This is a genomic window from Nocardioides sp. 31GB23 (assembly GCF_040012395.1).
In the GTDB taxonomy this organism is placed as follows: Bacteria; Actinomycetota; Actinomycetes; order Propionibacteriales; family Nocardioidaceae; genus Nocardioides; species Nocardioides salarius.
The window spans coordinates 1-18,369 of sequence record NZ_JBDYKJ010000090.1 but is presented as its reverse complement, the minus strand read 5'-3'; the positions used below and the strand labels follow the sequence as shown (position 1 = coordinate 18,369).

Here is an 18,369-nt window from a genome sequence, read left to right as displayed (position 1 = left end):
CGGGCAGCGGCTCGTGCAGATGGGTGTCGGCGTCGTCCTCGTCGCCGTCGCCGAGCCCGGCGAGGAACCGGCGTCCGCCGACCCGCTCGGCCACCTCTCCGGCGATGTCGTCGATCTCGGAGCACAGCCTGGCCAGCACCCCGGCGAGCTGGCGCGGGGCGAAGGGCACCGCGCAGATCTCGTGGCGCACCACGATGCTGTCGGCGGTGGCGCGCACCTGCAGGTAGGGCAGCCGGGCCTGCAGCCCGGAGACCTCGCGGGCGGCCGCGGCGGTGTCGGCCACGTCGTCGACGAGGATCGCGAAGAGCGCCACCGCGGGCCGGTCGGGCAGCACCTGCACCCACACCACGCTCTCCCCCACCGGCACGGGCACGTCGCCGTCCTCGTCATGGGCGACCGGCTGGTCGAGCACCTCGGCGAGGGTGGCGTCGACCATCCGCTGCAGGTGGTCGCGGTCCTCGACGAGCACGGCCAACGGGGCGTCGTCGCCCAGCACCCTCGCGCGCCGGGACGGCAGCGCCTTGGCCCGCGCCTCCCAGCGCAGCCCGCCGAGGTCGAGCTCGCGGCTGAGGAGGAACGCCGGGTGCAGGCAGCCGTGCTGGTCGCGCAGCGCCCCCACCACCAGCGCCGCCGCCAGGTCGCACTCGCGCTGGGCCAGCCCGGCGTGGAAGACGGGGTCGTCGTCCTCGTACTCGTCACCGGGCACCCACGGCTCGACGAGACCGCCGACGCCGACCGCCTCGAGGAGCAGCCGGCCCCCGGCCTCGGCGTCCACGACGACGTACGCCGGCACCTCGCCGGAGCCGTCGTCGACGGCGAGCCCGACCTCATCGTCCGGCTCCATGGAGGCCAGGTGGTCGGCCAGCCGGGACCGCAGCTCGCGCCACGCCTCGTCGTGCTCCCGCTCGATCGTCACGTCACTCCCGGTGTCTCGACCCGGTCGGCCCCCACCGACCTCGTCCACCCACCGTAGGCGTGGGCACCGACAGTCACGCCGCGACGCGACCGAGCGGCCGATGCCGGCTCAAGGGACGGACGGGCGACGGTCCCCCACGACCGTGGAGACCCGGTCGCGGAGCAGCTCGTTGAGCTCCCTGACGACGTGGGCCTGCGCCAAGATGTCGCGCTGCTCGGGCTGTGTGACGCCACGAGCGACGACCATGGCGATGGCGGCGGGTCCGCCGGCGATGTAGCGGTCGGGCACGACCGAGAGCAGGCGACCACCTCGGGGTCCGCGCCGCCACATGATGCGGGTGGCGTCGTGGCGATCGGGGTCACTGTGCAGGCTGAGGTAGACGTGGTCGCGGGGCACGACGCCCCTGATGCCGTCCCACGGGACCGACCACCCGGCCCCCTCGTGACGGAACTCGAGACCCACCGCGGTCACGTAGAGCCCACCCGCCACGATCCTGCCCCGTAGCAACGGCACGAGCGGGACGGCCAGTCCGAGGCCGACCAGGCCGAGCACCAGCGCGCCGGCACGGTGCCCCTCGATCGCCGCGAAGCCGGCGCTGACCGCACACCACAGCACCAGCACGGAGGTGCCGATGCCCGACTGGAGCACCGTGAACCGTGAGTAGGGGAAGACCAACGCCGCTGCCCCGGACGGCGCTGTGCCCAGCTCGAGGACGGGGCGTCGACGCGGGAGACACAGGTCGGCTCCCACCATGGACAGTCCAGCCAGCCCGAAGAGCGCGAAGAGCACTCCACCCAGCACCTGGCCGAGGTCTCCCAGGGCGACCAGCCCGATGCCCATCAGGACGATCACCACGCTTGCCAAGGCCAGCATCAGGTTTCCCGTCGTGCGTCGCATGGCGCCCCCTTAGTCGAACAGACCGCCGATGCCGCCGACGACGGCACCGACGCCGTCACCGATCGCGCCACCGGTGTCCTTGAGTGATTCCCAGCCCTCGTCGAGTGCATTCATGACGTCGACCCCGTCCTCGAAGAACGAGTCGATGGCACCGGAGACGACGATGCCCACCGAGGCTCCGACGACAGCACCGACGGCAGTGCCGACCACGGGGATCACGGATCCTGCTGTCGCGCCGATCGTGATTGCAGCCACCAGCCCACCGCCGTTGGAGACCACCGCCTGCGTCGGGCTCTCCCCCGCAGCGAGGTCGAGGCCGACCCCGACCACCGCGAGCGCGCCGCCGAGCTTGAGCGACGCCCCCTTGGCACGGCCGTCGAGCTCGTCTGCCTGCCTGGCGATGTCGTCGCCCTTGATCTTCTCCGCGTCCCAGTGGTCGAGGTCGTGGTTGCCGAACCCGCCGGGCTCGCGCGGGATCAGGTCGAGGTAGCGCGCGGCCTGGCCAGCGATCTCCGTACCGGTCGCTCTCACGAGGGAGGCGTGGAACGTCACCGCGCTCGACCCGAGCCCACCGGCGATGTCCAGCGCGGTCAGCGCCATCCCCGGCCCGGTCAGGCCGCGGTACTCGCCCTCCAGCGCCAGCACGCCCCCGCGCCACTCCTCGCGCACGGCTGCCGCGTCCGCCCCGGCCCTCTCGTAGGCCTCGACCCGCGCCTGGTGTGCGGCGAACGCGTCGAGGGCGGCGGCGCGGGCGTCGACGAGGGTGGGGCTCACCCGCCCGGCCGGCTCCGGGCCCGGGTGGCTGGGTGCGGCGCCGGGCGGCTCGACGACGTACGCCGACACGGTGAGCCCGGCGGCGCGCGCGCTGGCGCGGATCTCGGCCATCCGCGCCTGCAGCCGCCGCAGCGTCGCGGCGTACGCCGCCAGCTCGCGCGCCGCGGAGGACGCGCTGTCGTGGACGAGGTCGATCTTCTCGACGGCCACGCCCATGCGCGAGACGAACCCGGTGGCGGTGGCGCCCTGCCAGTCGGCCGAGGCGGCCCGGCGCGCGGCGAGCACGCGCTCGCCGCCGTCGCCGACCGCGGCGACCAGGGAGCCCTCGAGCCAGCGGGCGGCCGCGGCGATGGAGTCGGGCGAGCCCTTGAGCTCGGTGTCGACGCTCATCTCACCACCACTGCCCGCTCGTGAAGGCCTCCTGGGTGGCGCTGTCGGCCGACTGCAGCCCCCGGACGGCGCAGCGCACGTTGTCGGTGGCGCCCAGGAGCCCGGCGCTGAGCTCGGCGGCGGCCGACGCCACCAGCGCGAGCATCTCGGCCACCAGGGGCGTCAGCTCTCCGGCGTCGACGCTGCGGGGTGCGCGACGCCCGCACTGCTCGATCGCCTCGCGTGCCTGCTCGAGGTCGCTGGTGATGGCCTCGGCGGTGGCCCACCGCAGCTCGACGCTCATCGCCGGCCCGCCGGCACCGCGCCCGGGCTGGGGCGCTTGTCGAGGTAGAGCAGGTCGTAGGGCGCCTGCTCGTGGGCGGCCTGCAGGTCTGCCACCGAGAGCAGCACCCAGGGCGAGTCGGGGCTGTAGAAGTCGGCGAGCCGGTCGAGGGCGGAGTAGACGAACAGGGCGACCCGCTCGTCGTGGGTGCGGTGCATGGCCAGGCGCTGGGTGGCGTCGGCGTGCTCGCGCGTCGGTGCGTACACGACGGGCGGCAGGGTGGGCCGGGTCTGGGTCATGTCCCCAGGCTCCCCGCGATCGCGGGCCGGCGACACCACCGATCCGCGATCTGTGGACAACCTCGGTCGTCTCAGTCGAAGAGCGCGCGCACGTCGGCGGCGTCGACGACGCTGCCCAGCGCCCCGTCACCGTCGACGACCTGGGAGAACAGCGCGGCCTTGCGCTCCTTCAGCGCCACCACCTTCTCCTCGATCGTGTCCCGCGAGACCAGCCGGTAGACCATCACCGGTCGGGTCTGGCCGATCCGGTGGACCCGGTCGACGGCCTGCGCCTCGACGGCCGGGTTCCACCAGGGGTCGAGCACGAAGACGTAGTCGGCCTCGGTGAGCGTGAGCCCGACCCCGCCGGCCTTGAGGCTGATCAGGAACGCCGTGCTGTCACCCTCGCGGAACCCCTCGACCACCTCGGCACGCTTGCGGGTGCGCCCGTCGAGGTAGTGGTGGCTCACGCCCTCGGCGTCGAGCCGGGCGCGCACGCGGCGCAGGAAGCCGGTGAACTGGCTGAAGACGAGGGCGCGGTGGCCCTCGGCGGCCAGCTCGAGGAGGTGGTCGACCAGCACGTCGACCTTCGCCGAGCCGACGGTCTCGTGCTCGGCCTCGACCAGCGCCGGGTCGAGGCTGAGCTGGCGCAGCCGGGTGAGGGCGCTGAGGATCGCGACCCGGTTGCGGTCGAAGTCGTCCACGAGCCCGAGGATCTTCTGCCGCTCGCGGGCCAGGTGGGTGTCGTAGATCCTGCGGTGCCGGGCGCCGAGGTCGACCTGCAGCAGCTGCTCCTGCTTGGGCGGCAGGTCGGCGGCGACCAGCTCCTTGGTGCGGCGCAGCAGGAAGGGGCGCAGCCGCTGCTGGAAGCGGGCCAGCGCGGCGCCGTCCCCCTCCTTCTCGACCGGTCGCACCACGTGGTCGACGAAGCCCTTGGCCGTCGGGTAGAGACCCGGCGCCACGAGGGCCAGCAGCGACCACAGCTCCATCAGCCGGTTCTCGAACGGCGTGCCGGTGACCGCGAGCCGGAACGGCGCGTCGATGCGGCGGGCGGCCTGGTGGGTCTTGGCGAGGTGGTTCTTCACGTGCTGGGCCTCGTCGAGGACGAGCCCGCCCCAGGGCAGGGCGGCGTACTCCTCGATGTCGAGGCGCAGCAGCGTGTACGTCGTCACCACGACGTCGGCGCCGTCGGCGACCTCGGCCACCGGGGTGCCGAGCTTGCGGGCCGAGGCGGTGACGGTGCGCACCACCAGTCCCGGGGTGTGCTGCGCGGCCTCGAGCGCCCAGTTGGCCACGACGCTGGTGGGCGCCACGACCAGGAACGGCGCGGCGCCGCCGGCGCGGGCGCGGGCAACGGCCGCGAGCACCTGGAGGGTCTTGCCGAGGCCCATGTCGTCGGCCAGGATGCCGCCGAGGCCGTGGTCCTGCAGGAAGGCCAGCCACCGGAACCCGTCGTGCTGGTAGTGCCGCAGCGTGGAGACCACGCCCTCGGGCTCGGGGCTGGGCAGGTCGGTCAGGTCGCGCAGCGCGTGGGCGCGGCGCACCCACTCCTGGGCGTGGGCGGGCAGCGTGTCGGTCTCGGCCAGGTCGCCGACCGCCGCCCACAGCCCCAGGTCGTGGCCGCCCAGGCCGATCCGGTCGTCGCGCGTGGGCTCGCGCACCTCGGCGGCGGCCGCGACCAGGCTGCGCAGGCTCTCGAGCTCGGGAGCAGTGGCGTCGACGTGCAGCCCGCTGGGCAGCACGATGCGCTCCTCGCCGAGCGTGAGCGCCTCCAGCACCGAGGACAGCGGGATCTGCTCGCCGTCGACGCTGACGCTGACGCTCAGGTCGAGCCAGTCGGTGGCTCCGTCGGCGTCCGCCGCGTCGTCGGCCTCGGCCGGGGCGTCGGCGGACGCGGGACCGAGCGTGATCTCGACCGGGCCGGTGGCCGGACGGAAGTCGGGACGCTCGACCTCCTCCACCTCGAGCCCGGCCTCCCGCAGGCGCGCCAGCTCGTCGGCGAGCTCGAGCACGCCGCTGGTCGGTACGTCGCGGTCGGCCGCCGGCGCGTCGGCGTCCAGGACGCCGTCGGAGGTCAGGCGGGCGAGCTCGGCCCGCTCGGCGGGGCGGTCGCGGACGCCGTCGAGGCGGTCGGCGGAGCCGGCGGCGCACGCCAGGTCGGTGTCGCCGACCCGGTAGCGCCACTGCCAGCGCAGCGCGGCCGCCGGGGTGCGGTCCCACTCGACGAGGAGGACCAGGCGCGGAGCCGGTGGGGCCGGGACGGTGATCGAGTCGTCGCTCGAGGTGACCGGCAGGTACCGCGTGAGCCGAGGCAGGCGGGTGGTGACGAAGGCGTCGAGGTGCTCGGGCGGGACGGCGGTGTCGCCGGCGTTGACCAGCCTGGCCAGCGCGGGAGGGATCGGCGCCGCGAGGGGTGCCAGCAGTGCGGTGGTGTCGCGGGTGGTGGCGGTGGGCACCCGGTCGAGCAGCACCACGCCGTGGGCCTCGTCCCCGACCAGCAGCAGCTGGTCGGCCGGCCACCACCGGTCGGCGTACCGGACCCCGAAGCGGAGACTGGCGGCGCCGGGCCCCGCCTCGTCGTGCAGCACGTCGGCGACGACCTCGACGGGCTCGTCGACCAGCTGCACGTCGGCCAGGCCCGAGCCGGGCAGCAGCGCCACGCCGGCGTCGCGCGCCTGGCGCAGGCGGTGCCACAGCTGGGGTCCGAAGTCGGAGAGCGGCGGCAGGTCGGTGATGTTCCAGTACGCCGCCATCCCCATCTGGGCGCGCAGCCGGCACACGGAGGCGACGTGGGCGGGATCGTGACGGGTGCGCCCGAGGTGGCCGCCGTGGGGGGTGAAGTCCTTCCAGGCCGCGCCGCCGCGGACCCACCGCCCGCTCGCGCCGCGGCGTACCGGGCGCATCCGGACCACCGGCGGGGCCAGGCCGGTGAAGCCACCGTGGCGCGGCAGGTGCAGGTCGAGCAGGAGCGCGAGGGCGTCCTGCCCGGCCTCCCCGCCCCGGGATGCCTCCAGGTCGCGCAGCGCCGTGTCGAGCGCGCCGGCCCAGTCGGCGAAGCCGTCGTCGGCGGGAGTGCCGGGGTCGGGGTGGTCGGTCGTCAGCGACCGGCCCAGGCAGAGCAGCAGCGCCGCGCCGTGCTTGCACTCCCAGCCGACCGGGCACGAGCAGTCCGCCGTGACGACGGCTCGACCGCGGTCGAGCTCGATGGTCACCGACGTGCGGTAGGGCCGAGGGCCGTTTCCGGCGACCTCACCATCGACTGCGAGGAACTCGCTGTCGACCACGTCGACGTCGAGCCGCAGCACCGACCCGTCCGAGGCGTAGGCGCGCGCCCGCCCGACGGCTGCCGGGTCGTAGACGGAGGCCAGCCCCTCGGCGCTCAGCCAGGGCGCGAAGGCCTCGACGGCGGCGGGGGTGCGCACCGCGTCAGTCTGCCCAAACCTGCGTGGCCCGAGCGAACCCGGGGCGTCGCGGGCGGGTCGTGCTCATCGGGGCGCGGGTGGCTGGAAGGCGTGGAAGTCGTCGATCCGCCGACGCACGATCGTGCCTGCAGGCAGAGGCTCGGCGATCTCGTGGATCAGGTCGACGGTCTCGGCCACGAGCTCGTGGTGCAGTTCCGCCGTCTCCGGGACGAGCCACCCCTGGTCGGTGAGGCTGGTGGTCACTGCGAGGCGCAGCTGGGCCTCGGTGATGTCCAGGTCTGCCACCTCCGCGGTCGTCGTCGCGCGATGGCTGGTCAGCCCACCGAAGCCGCGCCCGCAGCCGCACCCCCTCTCCGGATACAACCGGTCCGTGTCGCAGACCATGGTGATCCAGAGCAGCTCTCCGGGGACGCAGAAGCTGTAGTCCCCCTCGACGTCGCCCTGTGTCCTGCTCGTTGCCACCAGTACCTTCATGTCGGCCTCCTGCTCAGCACGCTAGAGGCCGGCGCCGACACCTGCTCACCGGCGACCACGGGCCTGTGGACGAGGCCCGACAGGGGCCTCAGACCAGCGCGGGCTCGGCCACCGGGGTCGAGGCGGCGAGACGCTCGGCGCGCTCCTTGTGCCACGCCGTACGGGCGAGGCGTGCCACGAGGAGCAGCCAGCCCACCATCAGGCTCAGGTCGAGCGCCAGCGGGAGGTCGGCGACGGCCGCGAGGACGACGACGCTGTTGACCAGGATGATCAGCCCGCCGACCATCACACCCATCGGGGCGTGCGGCAACCGGCCGGCCAGGCGGGCGGCGATGGGTGCCACGATGACGCCGCCGAGGACCAGACCGAGCACCGGCAGCCACGGGATGTCCTGGTGGGCGGCGCCGGTGATGAAGCCGAGCGAGACCGAGACCGCCACGGCGAACTCGGCGGCGTTGGTGGTGCCGACGACCTTGCGGGGCTCGTAGCTGGTGACGGTCATCAGGCTGGGCGTGACGACCGGCCCCCAGCCGCCACCGCCGGTGGCGTCGACGAAGCCGCCGAGCAGCCCGATCGGGGCGAGCCAGCGCGCGGTGTGACCCGCCTTGGGGGTCGGCATGATGCGCAGGCCGAAGCCGAAGCGCAGCAGGATCACCGCGCCGAAGAACAGCAGCAGCGCCGCCATCCCGCTCTTGGCGGCGGCCAGGCTGATCGAGGTCAGCACCACGGCACCGAGGAAGCCACCGATCGCGCCGGGGATCGCCACCCGCACCAGCACCGCCTTGTCGACGTTGCCGACGCGCCAGTGCGACAGCCCCGAGATCAGCGTCGTGGGCAGCTTGGCGGCGTGCGTCGCCGCGCTGGCAGTAGCGGGGGCGACACCGAGCGCCAGGAGCACGGTGGCCGAGGTGACCCCGAAGCCCATCCCCAGCGTCCCGTCGACGAGCTGGGCCAAACCGCCGGCGAGGGCGAAGGCTGCGACCAACCACATGAGCGTGCTCCTCAGTACTTCAAGATGAGTGAGTAGCCAAAGTAACCTAACTTTATAGAGATTACTGCATTGCTTGAGCGCGCCCGGCGCGTCGCGCCCGCTCGCCGGTCACGTCGAGGCGCCCGCGGGGCTGTCCGCGGCGTCGGAGACGCTGATCGGATGGAGACCTGGGTGTGTGACTTCTGCGGACAGCGAGGCCGGACCCGGCCCGGGGAGCCGCCCGAGCAGGTGCTCTACCCGACCTGCGGGGAGCCGGTGACGCGCGGCGGCTGAGGTCAGCGCGCGGGCTGCCAGGTCGTCGAGAGGCGGCCGAGAGGCGGCGTACTCCTGGTCGTCACTGAGGACGACGCACCCCGTGCGCAGCCAGCCATGCCCGATGACTCGTAGGGACTATGCCTTGAGCCAGCCCGCGGATCGGCGGACAGTAGGGCTTTACTTCAGGGAAGCTGTCCCTGATGAACAGTCACCCCTTGCCCGACGGCCTGTACGAAGCAATTCTCAGCAGTGAGCTCGAGCAATCGTTGATGCCACTGGGCAACGCGGCCACCGTCGAGCCAGTCGATGCCGCGCATCAGCCACACGTCCTCGCCCGGCACGTCTACGACGCGGCCCGCCGGGCTCTGTCGGCCACCTCGGACAAGGCTCGTCGGGTAGCGATGGTGAACGATCTGTTGGCGGTGCTTCAGGCGCAGGAAGCAGAGGTATCCGCCCCCGCCCGACAGCTCAGACGCATCAGCCGACCGGGCCCGCTAGGCGCAACTGGGCTGTCAGATGCCCGGCCCAGCACACCTTTGGCCGAGCCGGCATTGCTCACGAACACCCGGGGCGAGCCCAACCTGGGCTCCGAGTTGCGCGCCGAGATCGACACCAGCAACGAGGTCGATCTGCTCTGCGCCTTCGTGAAGTGGCATGGGCTCAGACTGCTTGAGACCGAGCTCTCGCGCCTGCACGATCGCGAGGCACCACTGCGGGTTCTGACCACGACGTACATGGGGGCGACCGAGCGGCGAGCCCTCGACCGGCTGGTCAACGACTTCGGCGCAGAGGTCCGCATCCAGTACGACGCTGCTCGCACGCGACTGCACGCGAAGGCGTGGATGTTCCGCCGAGTAACCGGTTTCGACACGGCGTACGTGGGCTCCTCGAACCTGTCGCGTGCGGCACTGCTCGACGGCGTGGAATGGAACGTGCGGCTCTCGGCCACTGGGACGGGGGCACTGCTCGACAAGTTCCGAGCCACGTTCGACACCTACTGGAACGACCCCAGCTTCGAGGTCTATGACCCCGCTCGCGATGCCGACCGGCTCGACGATGCCCTCAACGAGGCGTCTGGCCGCACAGAGCACAGTCGGGTGACGATCAGTCTGTCCGGCCTCGAGGTGCGGCCGTTCGCCTACCAGCAGCAGATGCTCGATGCGGTTCACGCCGAACGAGAGGTGCACGACCGGCACCACAACCTGGTGGTTGCCGCCACCGGCACGGGCAAGACGGTGATCGCTGCCCTTGACTACCGGCGGCTCTGCCAGGGCGGCGAGAAACCGCCACTGCTCTTCGTCGCGCACCGCCGCGAGATTCTCGAGCAGGCGCTACGGACCTATCGCGAAGTGTTGACCGACCCCACCTTCGGCGAGTTGTACGTCGGCGGCATCCGACCCGAACGCGGGCGGCACGTCTTCGCCAGCATCCAGTCGCTCTCCTCCCACGGCGTGGCCACCATCCCCAGCGATGCCTTCGAGATCGTGGTCATCGACGAGTTTCACCACGCCGAGGCCGCCAGCTATCGACGCCTCATCGAGCACCTCGCTCCGCGTGAGCTGCTCGGACTGACGGCGACACCCGAGCGAGCCGACGGGGTCGACGTACGAACGTTCTTCGACGGTCGGATCGCAGCCGAGCTGCGCCTGTGGGATGCGCTGGGCGCCGACTTGCTGTGCCCGTTCCACTACTTCGCCGTGGCCGACGGCACCGACCTTCGGCGGGTGGGCTGGAAGCAAGGCCGGTACGACGACGCTGAGCTGGCGAACGTCTACACCGGCAACGCCGCGCGGGCGGCGCTCGTCCTGCGGCAACTGAGAGACAAGGTCTCCAACCCGGACGCCATGCGAGCCCTGGGCTTCTGCGTCAGCGTGGCACACGCGGAGTACATGACGACGGTCTTCAACGAGGCCGGAGTTCGCTCCGCAACGGTGAGCGGCGCAACTCCTCAAGCCGAGCGGGAGCGGACCCTGCTGGATCTTCGCGAGGGCCGACTCCAAGCGGTGTTCACCGTCGATGTCTTCAACGAAGGTGTCGACATCCCCGACGTCGACACTGTGCTCTTTCTCCGTCCCACCGAGAGCGCCACGATCTTCCTGCAGCAGTTGGGCCGGGGGCTGCGTCGCACGCAGGACAAGGCCGTGCTGACTGTCCTCGACTTCGTCGGCTATCACCGCCAGGAGTTCCGCTTCGACCTCAAGCTGCGCGCGTTGACAGGGCAGACGAGAAGGGGCCTCGAGCGCGAGGTCGAGCGCGGCTTCCCCCTGCTGCCATCGGGGTGTCAGATCGTCATGGATCGCCAAGCTCAACAGATCGTGCTCGACAACATCCGCGGCCAGGTCGCCAACCGCTGGCGGGACATGGTGGCCGAGCTGCGCCGACACCCCGAGCACGACCTCGGCACCTTCCTCGACGAGTCCGGCGTCGAGCTCTCCGATGTGCTCAAGGCCGGGGCCAAGTCCTGGACCGCCCTGCAGCGCGATGCTCACGTCATCTCTGACCAGTCCGAGCCGGGCGAGAACGAGCTGTTGAAACGGATGCGGGCGCTCGCTCATGTCGACGACCCGATCCGCGCGGCCGCCTACCGGCGGCTGCTGGCTGGCGGTGGGGGTGACGTGGACGACCTGTCACCGGGCGAGCAGCGGCTGGCGCGAATGCTCTTCTTCACGCTCTACCCCAGCGGGGCTCCGGCGTCGTACGACGAGGGCCTGCGGCAGGCGCGAGCTCTCACCCACGTGGTCGGTGAGGCGAGCACCATCGTGGACCTATCCTTCGACGCGGCCCGCCACCAGACCTTGGCGCTCGGAGGTGAGTTGGGTCAGGTGCCGCTGCGTGTCCATGGCCGCTACCAGCGCGAGGAGATCCTGGCCGGGCTGGACTACGCGTCCTTGAGTCGCAAGCCGACCAGTGTCATGCAGGGGGTCGCCTACTCCCCCGACCTCAACGTCGACATCCTGTTCGTGACACTGAAGAAGTCGGAGTCGGACTTCTCGCCCACCACGATGTATCGCGACTACCCGATCGACGCGCAGACCTTCCACTGGGAGTCGCAGTCGACCACGTCAATCGCCTCCCCCACCGGCCAGCGTTACCTGACGGGCAGCAGCACAGTGCTGCTCTTCGTCCGGCACGAGCAGAAGGACGAGTTCGGCACCTCGCCCTATCTCTTCCTGGGCCCCGTGGCGTACGTCGGCCACACCGGTGACCGTCCGATCGCGATCACGTGGTCGCTCCGTCACCCCATGCCGGCCGAGTTCCTGGCCTCCGCGACGGTGGCGGCCCAGTGAGGCGGAGGTGCCGCCCGTACGCTCGGCGGGTCACACGCTACTGCTGAGGTTGTCCCTTCTCTGGCGTCGTGCGTTCGGGCTTCTTCGGTTGCTGATCGGTGTCATGCGGCACAGGGACCTCAGGTGGCGCGATGAGTCCCACGAAGACCTGGGCGAAAAAATGAGCGCTGCTGCTCACGGCCTGGGGAGCGGCCATGAGAGCAAGGAGAAGCACGCCGCCCACGAGCGGCTTCCCCCAGGCCGACGATCTGCTCGATCTGTTCCTTCTCGTCGAACGAGACCCACGGTGAGGCGGGGGCAGCGCAGGCCTACGCGGGGTGGCTGCTCCTCCACCAGTGACTGTCACCGAGCGTCGCTTCGGCGCAGCGGCATGGCCACGCGCCGCGGACAGCGACAGATCAAGCCCCAAGCAGATGCGCTCTCGCGCCATATGATCAAGCACGAGGGGGCGCGACGTCAGCATGGCCGCGACATTGCTCGTCGAGCAGATCATGACGTCGCGAGCCCAGCCGTGTAGGGGATCGTCTCGGACGAAACACAGAACTGGGACCGCGAGATGTTGCGAGAGGTCCGGAATGACCAGCGAGACTGCGATCGCAGCCTCCGCTGCCGACGCCACCGTCGTCTCGCGCTGGTAGCCGTTCTGCCGGAGAACCGTGTTCCGGACCTCCACCCGCCCAGACCAGTTCTTGGAGTCGATGACGAAGACCCCGCCGGGCCCGACCACGACGTGGTCTACGTTGGCGAACTTCCGCCCCGGCCAACGCACGTCGTGAAAGACGGTCCACTGGTCTTTCGGGAGAGCGTCGAGGGCTCGCGCCGTCGCTTCTTCACCGTCGGCACCACGCTCGTATAGCTCGGCCGCACGAAGCAGCCGCTCTGCCTTGTCGCGCTGACGCTTCGCCGCATCACGTGCGGACTCCCCAGCGGCGCGACCATTTTCCCTCGAACTCACGGTGAGGTCTTCGGTCATCGAAACCGAGACCTTTACCTTTGCCTGCTTCTATTCGTTCCTCGCGGACGACCGGTGCTGGTGGCCGTCTGGCGTCACACGGATCAGGGGCGCGAACCGGATCTGTTGCTCGAGGACCGTCGACAGCCAGATGGGCAATGTGGCTCCCGCGTCACGCACGGCGATAACGCTTGCCCGAGTCACTCGGGCGGTCCGCGGGTCCGTCAAATGCCGGAACCGCTGGCGTCCGGAACCTCGACCCGATCGACCAGGCGTCCCTGCCGGCAGCAGTCGATACAAGGAGGGCCCGTGAACGCCGGGGATGACGTCGCTGTGCTTGGTCCGGTAGTTGACCCTGCGGTAGGCGGCCGCCCGGGCTGCCTTCTCGGGCTCGAGAAACGGAGCCAGGGCGGATAGGTCCTGACCCCAGGCCCCTGGCGCATAGAGCTCGTAGTAGGTCTTGGTCGTCTGCTTGCTGAACTTGGGGATCTGGGCATTGACAATGCCGAGGCGGGTCACCAGGCTCTGCAATCCGTCAATGGCTTCCTGACTCTCTAGGCAGATGGCCCACTTCCCTGCATATGCGTGAGTCGTGTAGGCGTCCAGGGCAGCTCCCTGTAGGAAGAGAAGGGCGTGCCTACGCGTCCCCTGCAGGATTAGCTCAGGGACCGCCTTGTTGCGGGCACGACTGCCGCACCCGAGTGAATCAAGGAAGAGCACGAGCCGCCGGCTGGACACGACGAGTCCGGGGCACCGGTCGTGCTGCTGTGTGAGCCGCGCGTGCAATCCGAAGGTCGACAGCCAGGCCTTCTGAGCCCTCACCAGCACCTCTTCGACCGAGTTAGTCAGGATCACGGACCAGTTGCTCCGAGTCGTGTGCCCTTCCGAAAGGTAGGCACCGAGCAGGAACGCCAGATCATCGGTCATTTTCCTAGGCACCCGGATCGCCTTCTCGGACCCTGTCCGAGGGGATGCGTCCGGCAGCGGAAGGGCGGCAGGAGCGGACGGCCACTCATGGCCATACGAGATGCCAACGAAGTCGCCGGGTCGAAGGGCCGATGCGCGGGTGGCGGCCGGCACAGCCAACCCGGCCGCTGACGCAAAGACAAACTGGCTCTCCGGCAGCACCCTCCTGCTGCGGCCACGAACTACCAGAGCAATATCACAGGGGTGCCCCATCTCGCCGACTCCCACCCCGACCCTTGAGCTTCCGCTGACAAGACCGTTCTACCCGCAAGCACCGACAAGCGCGGGAAACGCAAACGGCCCCGACACCTTCAGGTGTCGGGGCCGTCGTACGGCGTCGGATCAGCTGCAGCCGGAGGTGCTTCCGCAGCCCTCACAGACGTAGCAGGAGCCGGCGGGGCGCATCTTGGTGCCGCAGGTGAAGCAGAGCGGGGAGTCGACGGCGGTGCCGGTGATCTTCTCCATCAGCTCGGCCGAGGTGTGGGCACCGGAGGTGTCGCGCTGGGCCGGGACCTCGCGCTGGTTGCTGCCGTCGGTGTCGTGAGTGGTTTCGAGACGGGCCTGGCGGCCCTCCTCAACCACCGTCTCGCCGTCGGCCTCGTGGGCCGGCGGGGTGACCAGCTCGGCGGCGCCGCCGGTCTCCTCGACGGGCTCGTAGGAGCCGGTCTCGAGGTAGCGCTGGCGCTCGTCGGCCGAGTAGATCGACAGGGCCTCGCGCTCCTCGAAGGGCAGGTAGTCGAGAGCCAGGCGGCGGAAGATGTAGTCCATGATCGACTGCGCCATCCGCACATCGGCGTCGTCGGTGAGACCGGCGGGCTCGAAGCGCAGGTTGGTGAACTTCGAGACGTAGGTCTCCAGCGGGACGCCGTACTGCAGGCCGATGCTGACCGCGATCGAGAAGGCGTCCATCACGCCGGCCAGGGTGGAGCCCTGCTTGCCGAGCTTGAGGAAGATCTCGCCGAGCTCGCCGTCCTCGTGGGCACCCGAGGTCATGTAGCCCTCGGCGCCGCCGACGGTGAACGACGTGGTGCGCGAGACCCGCGACTTCGGCAGGCGCTTGCGGGTCGGGGCGTAGACGACCTTCTCCACGACCTTGGTCTCCACCGCGGAGTCCGCCGCCTTGTTGGAGTCCGTGCCCTTGTTCTCGCCCTTGCCGGTCGACATCGGCTGACCGACCTTGCAGTTGTCTCTATAAATGGCGGTCGCTTTGAGACCAAGCTTCCAGGACTGGAAGTAGATGTCCTCGACCTCTTCGACCGTGGCGTCCTCAGGGAGGTTGCAGGTCTTGGAGATCGCACCGCTCAGGAACGGCTGGCAGGCCGCCATCATCCGCACGTGGCCCATCGGGGCCAACGCGCGGGCACCCATCGCGGTGTCGAAGACCTCGTAGTGCTCCTGCTTGAGGCCGGGGGCATCGATCACGTGGCCGTGCTCGGCGATGTGGGCGACGATCGCCTCGATCGACTCGGGCTGGTAGCCCATCTTCTTCAGCGCCCGCGGGATCGTCTGGTTGACGATCTGCATCGAGCCGCCGCCGACGAGCTTCTTGAACTTCACCAGCGAGAAGTCGGGCTCGATGCCGGTGGTGTCGCAGTCCATCATGAAGCCGATGGTGCCGGTGGGCGCGAGGACCGAGGCCTGGGCGTTGCGGAAGCCGTTGGTCTCGCCGAGCTTCTGCACGTCGGCCCACGCGGCGGTGGCCAGCTTGTGCACCTGCGAGTCGGCGATGTGCAGGGTACGCACGGTGTCGTTGGCGGCCTGGTGCTTGCGCATCACACGCTTGTGGGCGTCGGCGTTGCGGGCGTAGCCGGTGTAGGGGCCCACCACGCCGGCCAGCTGCGCCGAGCGCTTGTAGGAGACACCGGTCATCAGCGAGGTGATAGTCGCCGCCATCGAGCGGCCGCCGTCGGAGTCGTAGCCCAGGCCCATCGCCATCAGCAGCGCGCCGAGGTTGGCGTAGCCGATGCCCAGCTGGCGGTAGTCGCGGGTGGTCTGGCCGATCGGCTCGGTCGGGAAGTCGGCGAAGCAGATGGAGATGTCCATCGCGGTGATGATCACCTCGACGGCCTTCGCGAACAGCTCGGCGTCGAAGGTGTCGTCGTCCTTGAGGAACTTCAGCAGGTTGAGGCTCGCCAGGTTGCACGAGGAGTTGTCGAGGCTCATGTACTCCGAGCACGGGTTCGACGCGGTGATGCGCCCCGTCTCGGGGTTGGTGTGCCAGTCGTTGATGGTGTCGTCGTACTGCAGGCCCGGGTCGGCGCACTCCCACGCGGCGGTGGAGATCTTGCGGAACAGGTCGCGGGCGTCGACGGTCTCGATGACCTCGCCGGTGCCGCGCGAGCGCAGGCCGAACTCGGTGCCCTCCTCGACCGCACGCATGAACTCGTCGGAGACGCGCACCGAGTTGTTGGCGTTCTGGTACTGCACCGAGGTGATGTCCTCGCCGCCCAGGTCCATGTCGAAGCCGGCGTCGCGCAGCGCGCGGATCTTGTGCTCCTCGCGCGCCTTGGTGGCGACGAACTCCTCGATGTCGGGGTGGTCGACGTCGAGCACGACCATCTTGGCCGCACGACGCGTCGCGCCGCCCGACTTGATGGTGCCGGCCGAGGCGTCGGCGCCGCGCATGAAGGAGACCGGGCCCGAGGCGGTGCCGCCCGAGGAGAGCAGCTCCTTCGACGAGCGGATGCGCGAGAGGTTCAGGCCGGCGCCGGAGCCGCCCTTGAAGATGAACCCCTCCTCCTTGTACCAGTTGAGGATCGAGTCCATGGAGTCGTCGACCGAGAGGATGAAGCAGGCCGAGACCTGCTGCGGCGAGGGCGTGCCGACGTTGAACCAGACCGGGGAGTTGAAGGAGAAGTACTGGTTGACCAGCAGCCAGGTCAGCTCGTGCTCGAAGACCTCGGCGTCGGCCTTGGTCGCGAAGTAGCCGTGGTCGACGCCGCCCTTGACGTACTGGGTGACCACGCGGTCGATGAGCTGCTTGAGGCTGCGCTCGCGGGCGTCGGTGCCGACCGCGCCGCGGAAGTACTTGGTGGTGACGATCGTCGAGGCGTTGACCGACCAGGTGGCGGGGAACTCCACGCCGCGCTGCTCGAAGACGGTGGCGCCGGTCTTCCAGTTGGTCTGGACGACGTCGCGGCTCTCCCAGGTCAGCTCGTCGTAGGGGTGCACCCCCTCGGTGCTGAAGACGCGCTCCATCGTCAGGCCCTTGCCCTGGCCCTTGGTCGCTGCGTCGGCGCCTGCGCCGCTCACCGTCTCGGTCATGCCGTGCTCCTCTGTGTCCCGGTCTAAGGGGTGCTCGTCTGTGGCTGTGCTGCGGGTTGCTGCGGGTCTGCTGCTGGGTCGTGCTGGCGGTGTCCATGGTCGCTTCGACCACCGACATCGACTGATGCGGTGCGGGAAGAGGTGGTGCGCCCGGCAGGCAGCTTCCCCACTACCTGCCGGGCGGTCTGTGTGTCAGCCCGTGGGCTGGGGCTCGGTGTCGAGCGTGAGCCGCTCGGCACGGAGCATGGCGATCTCGTCCTCGAAGTCCGCCGCGGAGGCGAACTGGCGGTAGACGCTGGCGAAGCGCAGGTAGGCGACCTCGTCGAGCTCGCGCAGCGGCCCGAGGATGGCCAGGCCGACCTCGTGGGCCGCCACCTCGGCGGCGCCGGCCCCGCGCAGGGTGTCCTCGACGACCTGGCCCAGGCAGGCCAGCTGGTCCTCGGTGACCGGTCGGCCCTTGCACGCCTTGCGCACGCCGGCCACGGCCTTCTCGCGCACGAAGGGCTCGCTGGCCCCCGAGCGCTTCACGACGATCAGCTGCATCTGCTCGACGGTGGTGAACCGCTTCGAGCACGACGAGCAGGTACGCCGGCGGCGGATCGAGCCGCCGTCCTCGGAGACCCGCGAGTCGAGGACCCGGGTGTCGGTGGCACGGCAGTAGGGGCAGTGCATCGGGTCCTCCTCTCGGGCGCGCTGGACAACCCCCGTCGGGGGCCGGTTGGGTGTGGATATCGAGGCCGTTCCTGTGGAGAACAACCGCTCATCTGTGCAGCATCCCGCATCCGACTGTGAACTAGATGTGGATAACTACATCGGTGTAACTACTAGATGTAGTGGAACCGTACGCCCGCGACCACGAGCCGCGCAAGCCGTCCGGCGATTTCGATGTGACCCGGATCCGTACATCCACAAAGCCGCAGGTCAGCGCGGTGCCGACGCTTCGACCCGGTGGTCCGGACCGGCCCACGACGCGCCCGACGCCGCCACGACGAGACCCGCGAGCCGCTCGCGGCGGCTGGGTCGCGTCCGACACAATGAGCGTGTGGACGTGGAGGTGGGAGAGCAACCGGAGCAGGCCCCCACCGGCACCCCCGGCAAGCGGGCCGGATCCCGGCGTGCGGAGCGGGCGCCCCGCACCTTCCAGCCGCGACTCCTCGGCCTGGCACTCGCCGTCACCGCGGCCGTGATCGCCTGGGGCTACCTCGTCTACGCCGCCATCGACTTCGGCACCCAGGCCCGGG

General features: G+C 70.4%; 14 protein-coding genes. 2 read left to right on the top strand and 12 right to left on the bottom strand.

All coding sequences use genetic code 11. The features are described from left to right. The 8 genes from ABKW28_RS20710 to ABKW28_RS20675 form a co-directional block, all read right to left on the bottom strand. Nucleotides 1-916: hypothetical protein (locus ABKW28_RS20710; protein ID WP_348612906.1), on the bottom strand; the 916-nt coding region annotated here is incomplete at its 3' end. A gap of 108 nt (nucleotides 917-1,024) precedes the next feature. Further along, nucleotides 1,025-1,789, bottom strand: a complete 765-nt coding sequence (locus tag ABKW28_RS20705) for a hypothetical protein (protein WP_348612904.1) — start codon at nucleotides 1,787-1,789, stop codon at nucleotides 1,025-1,027. 33 nt (nucleotides 1,790-1,822) lie between these two features. Continuing rightward, nucleotides 1,823-2,977: a hypothetical protein gene (locus ABKW28_RS20700; protein ID WP_348612902.1), complete on the bottom strand. Its 1,155-nt coding sequence runs from the start codon at nucleotides 2,975-2,977 to the stop codon at nucleotides 1,823-1,825. 1 nt (nucleotide 2,978) lies between these two features. Continuing rightward, nucleotides 2,979-3,260 carry a hypothetical protein gene (locus ABKW28_RS20695; protein WP_348612900.1) on the bottom strand — a complete coding sequence of 94 codons (282 nt, stop codon included), beginning with the start codon at nucleotides 3,258-3,260 and terminating at the stop codon, nucleotides 2,979-2,981. Next, complete coding sequence (locus tag ABKW28_RS20690) at nucleotides 3,257-3,538, bottom strand: SAV_915 family protein (RefSeq protein ID WP_348612898.1); 282 nt, start codon at nucleotides 3,536-3,538, stop codon at nucleotides 3,257-3,259. Before ABKW28_RS20690 ends, ABKW28_RS20695 begins: the two co-directional genes overlap by 4 nt. Before the next feature lie 71 nt (nucleotides 3,539-3,609). Continuing rightward, nucleotides 3,610-6,939 (bottom strand): DEAD/DEAH box helicase, encoded by a 3,330-nt coding sequence (locus ABKW28_RS20685; protein ID WP_348612896.1) that lies wholly within the window; start codon nucleotides 6,937-6,939, stop codon nucleotides 3,610-3,612. A gap of 63 nt (nucleotides 6,940-7,002) precedes the next feature. Then, entirely contained in the window at nucleotides 7,003-7,413 is a 411-nt protein-coding gene (locus ABKW28_RS20680; RefSeq protein WP_348612894.1) for a hypothetical protein, read from the bottom strand. Between the two features lie 88 nt (nucleotides 7,414-7,501). After that, entirely contained in the window at nucleotides 7,502-8,404 is a 903-nt protein-coding gene (locus ABKW28_RS20675) for a sulfite exporter TauE/SafE family protein (protein WP_348612892.1), read from the bottom strand. Nucleotides 8,405-8,850: 446 nt separating this feature from the next. On the opposite strand from ABKW28_RS20675, the gene ABKW28_RS20670 reads away from it, so the two are divergent. Next, nucleotides 8,851-11,946 carry a DUF3427 domain-containing protein gene (locus ABKW28_RS20670; RefSeq protein ID WP_348612908.1) on the top strand — a complete coding sequence of 1,032 codons (3,096 nt, stop codon included), beginning with the start codon at nucleotides 8,851-8,853 and terminating at the stop codon, nucleotides 11,944-11,946. A 37-nt stretch (nucleotides 11,947-11,983) separates the two neighbouring features. Here ABKW28_RS20670 and ABKW28_RS20665 read toward each other — a convergent pair whose 3' ends face one another. The 4 genes from ABKW28_RS20665 to nrdR form a co-directional block, all read right to left on the bottom strand. After that, nucleotides 11,984-12,919: a nuclease-related domain-containing protein gene (locus ABKW28_RS20665; protein ID WP_348612890.1), complete on the bottom strand. Its 936-nt coding sequence runs from the start codon at nucleotides 12,917-12,919 to the stop codon at nucleotides 11,984-11,986. A gap of 30 nt (nucleotides 12,920-12,949) precedes the next feature. Further along, nucleotides 12,950-13,825, bottom strand: coding sequence for an LAGLIDADG family homing endonuclease (locus tag ABKW28_RS20660; protein ID WP_348612888.1), 876 nt, complete (start codon nucleotides 13,823-13,825; stop codon nucleotides 12,950-12,952). Nucleotides 13,826-14,206: 381 nt separating this feature from the next. Beyond that, nucleotides 14,207-17,128, bottom strand: coding sequence for a vitamin B12-dependent ribonucleotide reductase (locus ABKW28_RS20655; protein WP_348612886.1), 2,922 nt, complete (start codon nucleotides 17,126-17,128; stop codon nucleotides 14,207-14,209). A gap of 192 nt (nucleotides 17,129-17,320) precedes the next feature. Then, nucleotides 17,321-17,800, bottom strand: coding sequence for a transcriptional regulator NrdR (gene nrdR / locus ABKW28_RS20650; protein ID WP_193670113.1), 480 nt, complete (start codon nucleotides 17,798-17,800; stop codon nucleotides 17,321-17,323). A gap of 376 nt (nucleotides 17,801-18,176) precedes the next feature. Between nrdR and ABKW28_RS20645 the strand changes: the two genes are divergently transcribed. Continuing rightward, on the top strand, nucleotides 18,177-18,369 hold a 193-nt coding region (locus tag ABKW28_RS20645; protein ID WP_348612884.1), incomplete at its 3' end, for a hypothetical protein.